Source organism: Stenotrophomonas sp. BIGb0135, from assembly GCF_024810105.1.
GTDB classification, from domain to species: domain Bacteria; phylum Pseudomonadota; class Gammaproteobacteria; order Xanthomonadales; family Xanthomonadaceae; genus Stenotrophomonas; species Stenotrophomonas maltophilia_AB.
The window spans coordinates 133,203-143,408 of sequence record NZ_JANUDX010000012.1 but is presented as its reverse complement, the minus strand read 5'-3'; the positions used below and the strand labels follow the sequence as shown (position 1 = coordinate 143,408).

General features: G+C 69.1%; 10 protein-coding genes. 1 reads left to right on the top strand and 9 read right to left on the bottom strand.

Features of this window, described 5'->3' with window-relative positions; translation table 11 throughout:
* Positions 1-417 precede the first annotated feature (417 nt).
* A complete protein-coding gene (locus M2421_RS19145; RefSeq protein WP_259209837.1) occupies positions 418-630 on the bottom strand; it encodes a hypothetical protein in 213 nt (70 codons plus the stop codon).
* 173 nt (positions 631-803) lie between these two features.
* Here M2421_RS19145 and M2421_RS19140 point away from each other — a divergent pair, with 173 nt between their 5' ends.
* Entirely contained in the window at positions 804-1,580 is a 777-nt protein-coding gene (locus tag M2421_RS19140) for an SDR family oxidoreductase (RefSeq protein ID WP_259209835.1), read from the top strand.
* A gap of 7 nt (positions 1,581-1,587) precedes the next feature.
* Here the strand turns inward: M2421_RS19140 and M2421_RS19135 are convergent, their stop codons facing one another.
* The 8 genes from M2421_RS19135 to dprA form a co-directional block, all read right to left on the bottom strand.
* A complete protein-coding gene (locus M2421_RS19135) occupies positions 1,588-2,433 on the bottom strand; it encodes a hypothetical protein (RefSeq protein WP_310440349.1) in 846 nt (281 codons plus the stop codon).
* 62 nt (positions 2,434-2,495) lie between these two features.
* Positions 2,496-3,314 (bottom strand): DUF4124 domain-containing protein, encoded by an 819-nt coding sequence (locus tag M2421_RS19130; RefSeq protein WP_259209834.1) that lies wholly within the window; start codon positions 3,312-3,314, stop codon positions 2,496-2,498.
* 44 nt (positions 3,315-3,358) lie between these two features.
* Positions 3,359-3,919 carry a Sua5/YciO/YrdC/YwlC family protein gene (locus M2421_RS19125; RefSeq protein ID WP_259209832.1) on the bottom strand — a complete coding sequence of 187 codons (561 nt, stop codon included), beginning with the start codon at positions 3,917-3,919 and terminating at the stop codon, positions 3,359-3,361.
* 106 nt (positions 3,920-4,025) lie between these two features.
* A complete protein-coding gene (locus M2421_RS19120; protein ID WP_259209830.1) occupies positions 4,026-6,524 on the bottom strand; it encodes a DNA topoisomerase I in 2,499 nt (832 codons plus the stop codon).
* Positions 6,525-6,745: 221 nt separating this feature from the next.
* Positions 6,746-7,702 (bottom strand): RDD family protein, encoded by a 957-nt coding sequence (locus M2421_RS19115; protein ID WP_259209828.1) that lies wholly within the window; start codon positions 7,700-7,702, stop codon positions 6,746-6,748.
* 45 nt (positions 7,703-7,747) lie between these two features.
* On the bottom strand, positions 7,748-8,509 hold the full coding sequence (locus M2421_RS19110) for a pilin (RefSeq protein ID WP_259209827.1): 762 nt from the start codon (positions 8,507-8,509) through the stop codon (positions 7,748-7,750).
* 37 nt (positions 8,510-8,546) lie between these two features.
* Entirely contained in the window at positions 8,547-9,020 is a 474-nt protein-coding gene (locus M2421_RS19105; protein ID WP_259209824.1) for a DUF494 family protein, read from the bottom strand.
* 42 nt (positions 9,021-9,062) lie between these two features.
* A complete protein-coding gene (gene dprA / locus M2421_RS19100; RefSeq protein ID WP_259209821.1) occupies positions 9,063-10,202 on the bottom strand; it encodes a DNA-processing protein DprA in 1,140 nt (379 codons plus the stop codon).
* Positions 10,203-10,206 lie beyond the last annotated feature (4 nt).

Sequence of the window (10,206 nt, the reverse complement as noted above, 5' to 3'; positions counted from 1 at the left end):
ATGACCCGTAGAGCCACGCCATGCGTGGCTGCGCCTGGATCCGGCACCGCGCGCAGCCACCCATGGGGTGGCTCTACGTGATCACGCGGCGCGTTTTTGCCGATGGGCCGGCATTGGGATCATGCGGTGCGCTGGCGCCGATGCGATGGGATGACCCGTAGAGCCACGCCATGCGTGGCTGCGCCTGGATCCGGCACCGCGCGCAGCCACCCATGGGGTGGCTCTACGTGATCACGCGGCGCGTTGTTGCCGATGGATGGGCATTGGGATCATGCGGTGCGTTGTCGCCGATGCGATGGGATAACTCGTAGAGCCACGCCATGCGTGGCTGCGCCTGTATCCGGCACTGCGCGCAGCCACCCATGGGGTGGCTCTACGTTTGATCCGGCATTGCGCGCAGCCACCCATGGGGTGGCTCTACCTGCCTTCGGCTTCGTCGGCGGCGCGGGTGTCGGGGGCTTTTTCGAGCGACTCGCGCGCGGCGTTGGCCTTGTCCAGCGGCTGCTGCATTGCATCGCGGAGCGCGCTTGCCTGCGGCTCCGGTGGCTTGTCCGGGGCCGGGGGCACCGGGCGATTGCAGCCGGCCAGGGCCAGCAGCGCGGTGAGTGGCAGGACGGCACGGATGTTCATGGCGGGCTCCTCGCGATGGGCCGGGGAGCGCAGTGTCGCACCGCTGCGCCAGCGCGTGTGTGATGGCAGGGGGTGGCGGACCGCGTGCGGGGGCTGCGCTATCCTGAGCACAGCGCACGGCACGGTGCCGCGCGCACGCAACACGGGGCCCGGCCCCGACGCAGGAGATGCATGTGAGCGCGCAACGTTGGCGACTGGACGGACAGACCGCATTGATCACCGGCGCCAGTGCCGGTATCGGCCTGGCCATTGCGCGGGAACTGCTCGGCTTCGGCGCCGATGTGCTGATCGTCGGCCGCGATGCCGACGCGTTGGAAATGGCGCGCGATGAACTGCTCGATGCCTTCCCCGACCGCGAGATCCACGGCCTGGCCGCCGACGTCTCCGACGACGAAGACCGTCGCGAGATCCTGGACTGGGTCGAAGACCACAGCGATGGCCTGCACCTGCTGATCAACAACGCCGGGGGCAACATCACCAAGCCGGCCACCGAGTACACCGAGGACGAGTGGCGCGGCATCTTCGAGACCAACCTGTTCTCGGCCTTCGAACTGTCGCGCTACGCCCACCCGCTGCTGGCCCGCCACGCGGCATCGGCGATCGTCAATGTCGGCAGCGTGTCCGGGCTCACCCACGTGCGCAGCGGCGCGGTGTATGGCATGACCAAGGCGGCGATGCACCAGATGACCCGCAACCTGGCGGTGGAATGGGCCGAGGACGGCATCCGCGTCAACGCCGTGGCGCCGTGGTACATCCGTACCCGCCGCACGTCCGGCCCGTTGTCCGACCCGGACTACTACGAAGAAGTGATCGATCGCACCCCGATGCGCCGCATCGGCGAGCCGGAGGAAGTGGCCGCCGCCGTGGGCTTCCTGTGCCTGCCGGCCGCCAGCTACGTCACCGGCGAATGCATCGCCGTGGACGGTGGCTTCCTGCGGTACGGCTTCTGACCGCGCCTCAGTCGGGAATGGGGCAATCGCTGCCCGCCAGCACCGCCTGCAGCCGTTCGCGCTCGGCGCTGGCGCCGGCCTGGTTTTCCGGCGTGGCAAAGCGTTCGCTGCCACGGGCATCGCGGAACCGCTGTTGCCAGGCGTTGCAGCGCTGCTCGCTGGGGACGGCCACGCAGGCATCGCGGATCACTTCGCAGCCGGCGGCGTTGACCGGCGTCGTGCCGCCCAGCCCGGTAACGGTCATCAGCACGCAATGCGGCGGCGCCGGTTCGCGCTCGTGCAGGTAGCCGTTGCCATCGCTGCCCAGGCAGCGGTAGATCTCCGGCAGCGGCGCCTTGGCCACGTCGGCGTCGACCGCGGCGGCGGCCTTTTCGCGCGCCTCGCGGCGTAGCACGTCGCTGTCGAGGATCTCGGTGCCTTCGGCCTCCACCGAGGTCTGCACGCCGCCCTGCAGCACCGGCAGCGGGGCGTGCTGCAACATCGCGCTGCTGGCGGGTGCCACGCCGGCAGCGGGAGACGCAGCAGGTGCGGCAGCAGGTGGCGCTGCAGGTGCCGTTGCCGGCGGCAGTGCCTGCGCCGACGGCGTACCGCTCGTGGACGCCGCCACGGAGGGCGCCGGCGACCCGGCAGCGGGCGTGGCGAAACGCTGGATGCGCTGCGTGCTGCCGGCCGGGCAGGGCGCGTTCTGGACGGTCAGTGCGCCCTCGGCGTCGGTGCAGCGGAACAGCACCACCTCGCCGGCGTGCGCGGCGTGGGGCAGCCCGGCCGGCCATGCGGCGACGGCCAGCGCCGCGGCAAGCAGCATGCGGCGCAAGGGCTGCAGCGGTGAGGAGGGGAGGCAGGCGGGCGGCATCAAGGCGGTTCGACAAAAATCAGGCGAGGGCGCATTGAAGCACGCGCCGGTCGGTGCTGCCGCTAGCGGCAATCACGCTGCAACCGTGCATCGACGCTGCGTTGTTCGCGGTTGAGCGCATCGCGTTCGCCCTGCAGGGCGCTGTTGTACTGGCGCACCAGCTCCCAGCGACGGTCCTGCAGGCGCGCGCATACCTCCTGCTGCGGCAGCACGCTGCACTGGTCGCGCACCATCACGTTGCCGGCCGGCACCACCGTGTCGGTGTAGGTGCCCGGGTAGGCCTGGCGACTGCCTTCCCACTGCGTGGTGCTGCTGCCGATACTGACGCTGGCGCCACCACGCCGGCCACCGCCGGAGACGGCAAGCCCGCCGCCGCTGGAGGTGATCGAACCGGCGCCCATCGGCGCGATCGGGGGTAGCGGCTGCGGGGTGGGGTAGTGCCCGCCCCCGCCCCCGCCGCCCGGCGGGCGATGCCCGCGGCCATAGGGCAGGTAAACGCTGGTCCATACGGGCACCCAGCGCGGATTGCCGTCGCCGTTGTCGCTGGTGTAGCGGGTGCCGTCATCGCGCACGCACTCGAACAGCGGTTGCGGCGGCTGCACGTAGACGTGGCGTACCTCGCGCTGTGGCGGTGCGTTCGGCGTGGCGGTGGGGTCGACGTCGCTGCGCACCACGCGCGGCGCGGGATCGCGCGGGCGCTGCATGTCGCGCACTTCCTGGCGTCCATCGCGACACGGGGCATCCTGCAGCGACACCGCGCCATTGCTGCCGACGCAGCGATACACGCGCAGGTTGTTGCCGGTGCCGCCAGCGTCCTGCGCGGCGAGCGGCAGGCTGACGGCAAGCAGCACGGACAGGCTCAGGGCGGTCGGAAGGCGCATGGCCACAGTGTGCCGCTTTGCCGGCAGCGGCGCAAAAGCCCGGTTCAGGTGCGCAGGACCTGGCCGCTGAGGGCATCGCGGATCGGGGTCGGCTGGGCCAGTCCGCCGGTGTCGCCGTCGATCAGGCCAGCCAGCAAGGGCAGCAGCGCCGGGTCCAGCGCGGCACGGGTGCGGGCGGGCGGATGACCGGCCAGGTTGGCGCTGGTCGACACCAGCGGGCCGCCCCAGGCCCGGCACAGCGCAGCCACCAGCGGGTGCGCGCTGACCCGCACCGCGATGCCGCTGTGGTCGCCGGTGATCCAGCGCGGGGCGCGGTTGCCGGCCGGCAGGACCCAGGTGTTGGCGCCGGGCCAGCTGGCCAGCACCGTGTCCCGGCACTCGGCGGGCAGGGCGTCCATCCGCACCCAGCCCTCCAGTTGGGCGAGGTCGGCGGCCACCAGGATCATGCCCTTCTCGACCGGGCGCTGCTTGATCTGCAGCAGCGTCATCACCGCGGCCTCGTGGCTGGGATCGCAGCCCAGGCCCCAGACCGCTTCGGTGGGATAGGCGATCACCCCGCCAGCGCGCAGCACGGGCGGGGCGGTGTCCACAGTGAGTTCGTTCATGACTGGCAGGCCGGATGCATGGCCGGCATTATCCTCCCGCCGTAGCGGGAGGGGTCAACCCTGGCCGCCCGCGCCGACCGACTTGGGGCGTGGCCGCCCGCGGCGGTCAGGACGCTTTCTTGACCGCCTTCTTGACGGCCTTCTTGGCTACTTTCTTGGTGGCTTTCTTCGCCGTGGCTTTCTTGGCGACCTTCTTCACCGCGGCCTTCTTGGTGGCGGTCTTCTTGGTCGGTTCGCCCGCCGCCTTCTTGGCCGGCGCCTTCTTGGCCACGACCTTCTTGGCGGCCTTCTTGCCGAAGCCCTTGCGCACCGGCTTGCCGGTTTCTTCCATCAGCTGCTGCACCTCGGCCAGGGTCAGCGACGCCGGCTCGCGATCCTTGGGGATCTTGCCGTTCATCTTGCCGTCGCTGATGTACGGGCCGAAGCGACCGTTCAGCACCTGGATCTCGCTGCCCTCAAATTCCTTGATGATCCGGTTGCGCGCGATCTCTTCCTTCTCTTCGATCAGGAAGACCGCCCGGGCCAGGTCGATGGTGTAGGGGTCGTCTTCCTTCTTCAGCGAGGCATAGGTGCTGCCGCGCTTGGCGAACGGTCCGAAGCGGCCGATGCCGACGCTGACGTCCTCGTCCTTGTCCTGGCCCAGCGCGCGCGGCATCAGGAACAGCTCCAGCGCGTCTTCCAGGGCAATGGTGTGCATCGACTGGCCCGGACGCAGCGAGGCGAACTTGGGCTTGTCCTCGGCGTCCTCGGCGGTGCTGCCGATGGCTGCATACGGCCCGAAGCGACCCAGGCGCACGCTGACCGGCTTGCCGGTCTTGGGGTCGGTGCCGAGCTCGCGCGCGCCACTGGCCTCGGCGCGGTCGACCGATTCGTTCTTTTCCACCACCAGCTTGTTGAACGGGTCCCAGAAGCGGGCCATCAACGGGATCCAGTCTTCCTCGCCACGCGAGACGGCATCGAGTTCGTCTTCGAGCTTGGCGGTGAAGTCGTAGTCCACGTACTGGGTGAAGTGGCTGGACAGGAACTTGGACACCGCACGGCCGACGTCGGACGGGCGGAAGCTGCGGCCTTCCATTTCCACGTACTTGCGGAACAGCAGGGTCTGGATGATCGAGGCGTAGGTCGACGGACGGCCGATGCCATATTCTTCCAGCGCCTTGACCAGGGCCGCTTCGGTGAAGCGCGGCGGCGGCTGGGTGAAGTGCTGGTCGGCCACGATGCGCTCGAGCGGCACGCGGTCGCCCGGCTTCATCGCCGGCAGCTTGCGGCCTTCGTCGTCGTCCTCGGCGCTCTTGTTGTCCTTGCCTTCTTCGTACACGGCCAGGAAGCCGGGCACCACCACGGTGGTGCCGCTGGCGCGGAACACGTGCTCGCTGCCCGCCGACAGATCGACGCTGACGGTGTTGAGCGTGGCCGGAATCATCTGGCAGGCCACCGCACGCTTCCAGATCAGCTCGTACAGCTTGCGCTCGTCGTCGGTGAGGAAGCGGGCGACCTGGGCCGGCGTGCGCAGGGCCGAGGTCGGGCGCACCGCTTCGTGCGCTTCCTGGGCGTTCTTGGACTTGGTCTGGTAGGTGTTGGGCTGGTCCGGCAGCGAGGCGATGCCGTAATCACGGGCGATCACGTCGCGGATCTCGGCCAGCGCATCCTGGGACAGGTTGACCGAGTCGGTACGCATGTACGAGATCAGGCCGACGGTGCCTTCTTCCTCGCCGATCGCCACGCCTTCGTACAGCTTCTGCGCGACCTGCATGGTCTTGCGCGTGGTGAAACCGAGCTTGCGCGAGGCTTCCTGCTGCAGCGTGGAGGTGGTGAACGGCGGGGCCGGGCGGCGCTTGCGCTCCTTGCTGGCCACGTCGGTGACGTGCAGGGCGCCCTGGGCGGCCTGCTGGATGCGCATGCGCGCCGCCTCGGCGGTGTCGCCGTCGGTCACGGTGAACTGTTCGAACTTCTGCCCGTCCAGCTTGACCAGGCGCGCGTTGAAGTGCTGGGACGGATGCGCACAGGCGGCATCGATGCTCCAGTACTCGCGCGCGATGAAGGCTTCGATCTCTTCCTCGCGCTCGACGATCATGCGCAGCGCCGGGCTCTGCACGCGGCCGGCGGACAGGCCGCGCTGTACCTTGCGCCACAGCACCGGGGACAGGTTGAAGCCGACCAGGTAGTCCAGCGCGCGGCGCGCCTGCTGGGCATCGACCAGGTCGCCGGCGATCTCACGCGGATGGCCCATCGCTTCCTTGATGGCGCGCGGGGTGATCTCGGTGAAGACCACGCGCTGCATCGGCTTGTCCTTGACCAGCCCGCGTTCCTTCAGGATTTCGGCGATGTGCCAGCTGATCGCTTCACCCTCGCGATCCGGATCGGTTGCCAGGAAGATGTCGTCGGCGCTCTTGGCGGCCTTGACGATGGCATCGACGTGCTTTTCGTTCTTCTCGATGAGGTCGTAGCGCATCGCGAAGTTGTTGTCCGGGTCGACCGCGCCTTCCTTCGGCACCAGGTCGCGCACATGCCCATACGAGGCCAGGACGGTGAAGTCCTTGCCGAGGTATTTGTTGATCGTCTTGGCCTTGGCGGGCGATTCGACGATGAGCAGGTGCTTGGGCATGTCTGATTATTTCTGTGGGCAGCAGCCCGGGAGAGGGCGCTAGGGTGGAGCAAATGGCCGCATTAGTGAAGGGCAGCGGGCGATATCCATACGCTGAACGCCCGGGTATGCGCCGGGCGTTCAGCTTTAGTGCTTATTAGAGGAATCACGTCCGAGCCATCCGTGTCAAGCGGCCCGGTGTGAGGAAGATCGCCGCCGTACGGCGATCTGCCCGGGTTTCCTTACGATTGTGCGGCGGCCATCACAATGGTCATCACGATCAGGCCGGCATAGGCCAGCACGGCCAGCACCGTCAGCGCGATGACCACCAGGGTGACCGTGCCCAGCTCGCGGCGCTGCCGCTCGGGCTGGTCGGTGAAGGCCCATTTGTCCACCACCAGCGTGTCGGCCACCATGTCGTGCAGGCCCTGCTTGCGCTGGGTCACGCCGGCCATGATGCCCGAGGCCAGGTAGGCGATACCGCAGCTGATCAGGTAGGAGAAGAACAGCGCCGCCCATCGGCCGAGGCTGCGCGCCTTGGTCAGGCGCTGGCCGTCGCCGCGCACCACCTTGATGCCCACCGCCAGCTTGCCCAGCGAGGCCTGGCGCGTGGAGGCGTGCATCAGGGTGAAGTAGAGGGCCTGGATGATCATCGGCAGCACGTACACGCCCAGCACGATGAAGATCGCCATGCCGGGGGAGGTTTCCGGCGAATTGAGGCCCCCCATGAAGCTGGCCATGCCGCCGAACAGCAGCATGCCCACCAGGAACACCAGCACCAGCACGCTGGACATCACCAGGCCATCGATCATGGCCGCGGCAAAGCGCTTCCAGAAACCGGCATACACCACCTCGCCCCCCCCGACCACCATGGCCTCGGCATGGCTGCCGCCCGAGGTGGGCGCGGTGTACGGCGAGAACGTGCCGCCGCCGGTGCCGGGCAATGGCGCGGTGCCGTTGTCGATGGCGGTGTAATCCCCGCGCAGGTCGATGCCGGTGCCGACGTTGTCGGCGGCGCTGGCCAGGTTCTGCAGCTGCAGCTCATCGACTGCCTCGGACAGCGGCTTCCACTGCGGGAAGCCCTCCCGCCAGACCAGCGTGGCCAGCGTGATCTGTGCGCGCTGGAAACGCAGGCGCAGTTCGTCGGCGCTCAACGGGCCCTGGCGATCCTGGCCATCGGCGTAATACCACTCAGTCATTGCTTCGATCCCCATGTGTGTTCATCCGTGGACATCCGTCCGATTTCAGCCGCGGCATTCCAGCGGCAGGTACTTGTCATCGACTTCCGACGTGCATTCCCATTGCTGTTGCTCCGGGTCGTAATCCAGCCACACCAGCTTGCCGTCCAGCGCAGCGTGGCTGCTGGCCTCCAGCTCGGCCTCGATGCCGCAATGGCCGTTGTCGAAACGTCCGATATGCACCGCCGCCAGCATGCTGCTGGCGTAGCCGTCGGCGGCCTGGAAGCCGTCGTCGTCGTTGACCGGGCAGCGGCCGTTGGCGCTGGCGAACTGGCTGACCTGCGCCTTGACCGCGCCCAGTTCGGCCAGGGCCAGCGTGGTCTTGGTCCGCATCACGTACTCCTGGTAGGCGGGCAGCGCGATCGCGGCCAGGATGGCCACCACCGCGATCCCGACCACCAGGCAGGCGCCGCCGATCAGGGCCGCGATCGCGCAGCCGGACATGCCGGTGCGCGGGGCGACCGCGGTGCCGGTGGCGGGCGTCGTCGGTGGCACGGGAATCTGCGGCGGCACCGCAACCCGGGGCGCCGGGGCAGGGCCGGGCGTGGCATCGAGTGGGGGGGCGGGCGTGCTGGCTGCCGGCGGCGGTGCCAGCACCAGGCCGATTTCATCGGCGACGTCGCGCAGCGGCAGCCACTGCGCCATGCCGTCGCGCCAGACCAGCGTATCGGCGGCGATACGGCTGGACTGATACAACGCGATCAGCTCGTCAGACGCCAGCGGCCCACGCTGCTGGCGATTTCCTTCTGCATAGAACCACTGGCCCACGGCACGCTCCTGAATGCGCAAGGCGCCCAGTGTACGGTCAGTGGAGCGGTTCCGGTTCGTCAACGAACATCTGGGTTTCCATCCAGGCGTACGCCGCCTCGGAACCCGGCTGGTTGAACAGCACCATCAGCACGACCCACTTGAGGTCGTCCAGGTCCAGTTCGTCCTGGTCCAGGGCCATGGCGCGGTCCAGCACCAGCTCGCGCTGGTTGGCGTCGAGGATCCCGTGCTGTTCCAGGAACATCAGGAAGCCCCGTCCTTCGACGTCGAGCTTGTCCAGTTCCGGGCCATGGTAGATGCGCACCGGGCCATCGACCCGGGCCAGGGTCACGGCGGGGCGCTGGTCGGCCAGGGCATCGAGCCAGTCGAACGCTTTCTTGATTTCGGTGGGGCTGAAGCCGGCCTGTATCAGGCTGTTCTGGAGGGTGTCGCGGTCACGGACGAGGTCCGGATCCTCGCTGAAGTAATGTTCAAACAGGTACAGCAGGACATCCAGAATGCTCTCTTTCATTGCCCCTCGGCCTGCGTCAACGACGCTGTGGAGGTGAAGAAACTAGGGTTTTCGACAGTAGCGCCCATATGCGGCAACCACCTTTCCATCCAGTTCCATGACCAGCAGCATGGCCGACAGCTGAGCCGTCGTCAATCCGCTGCGCTGGATCAATGAATCCATACTGGTTGGGTTGTCATCCAGTGCCTGCCACAAGCGCTGGTAGTTCGGGTCGGCATGGGCAGGGGCGCTTGGCGGCGCCGGTCGTGCCTGTTCAGTGGGGGCGCCCAGCCGGCTTCGCAAGGCCTGGCCCAGGCTGCCGGCCAGGGCAGTCAGCCCCGCGATCACCTCGTCGGGATGCTCGACCAGTTGGGCCCCGTCGCGGATCAGGCGGTGGCAGCCGCGGGCGCGGGCGTTGCGCACCGAGCCAGGCACGGCAAACACCTCGCGCCCGGCCTCGCTGGCCAGGCGGGCGGTGATCAGGGCGCCGGAGCGCGCCGCCGCTTCGATCACCAGGGTGCCCAGCGACAGCCCGGCGATGATCCGGTTGCGGGCCGGGAACTGGTGCGCCGCCGGGCCCATGCCGGGCGGGTACTCGCTCACCACGGCCGCGCGTGCGGCGATCCGGGCGTGCAGACCGGCGTTGGCAGGCGGGTAGGTCCGATCCAGGCCGGTGGCCACCACCGCCACGGTGCGGCCCCCGGCCACCTTCAATGCCGCGTCGTGGGCCCGCGCGTCGACGCCGGCGGCCAGCCCGCTGACCACCGACAGCCCGCTGCGCGCCAACGCCCCGGCGAACTCGGCGGCCAGTTCGGCCCCGCTCGGCGTCGGGGTACGGCTGCCGACCACGGCCACCCCGGGGTGCCAGAGCGCGTCCGGGTCGCCCTGCACGAACAGGGCCGGCGGCGCCTCGGGCTGGTGCCGCAGCAGGATCGGGTAGTCCGGGTCGTCGATGCCGACCAGGTGGTGATCGGGCTGGGCCAGCCAGGCCGTTGCACAGGCCAGCCAGGCGGGGTCGGGCTGGGCCAGCCGGGCGCATTGGGCCGGGCCGCAGCCGGCGCCACGCCAGGCGGCCGGGCCGGCGCGCAGCGCCTGCAGGGCATCGCCGTGGCGCTCGATCAGCCGCCGTCGCGGCGGCACGCTTCCGCCGGCCAAGACCAGGCGCAGCAGCGCCTCGGTGTCATCGGTAAAGAAAGGGCACATCCGC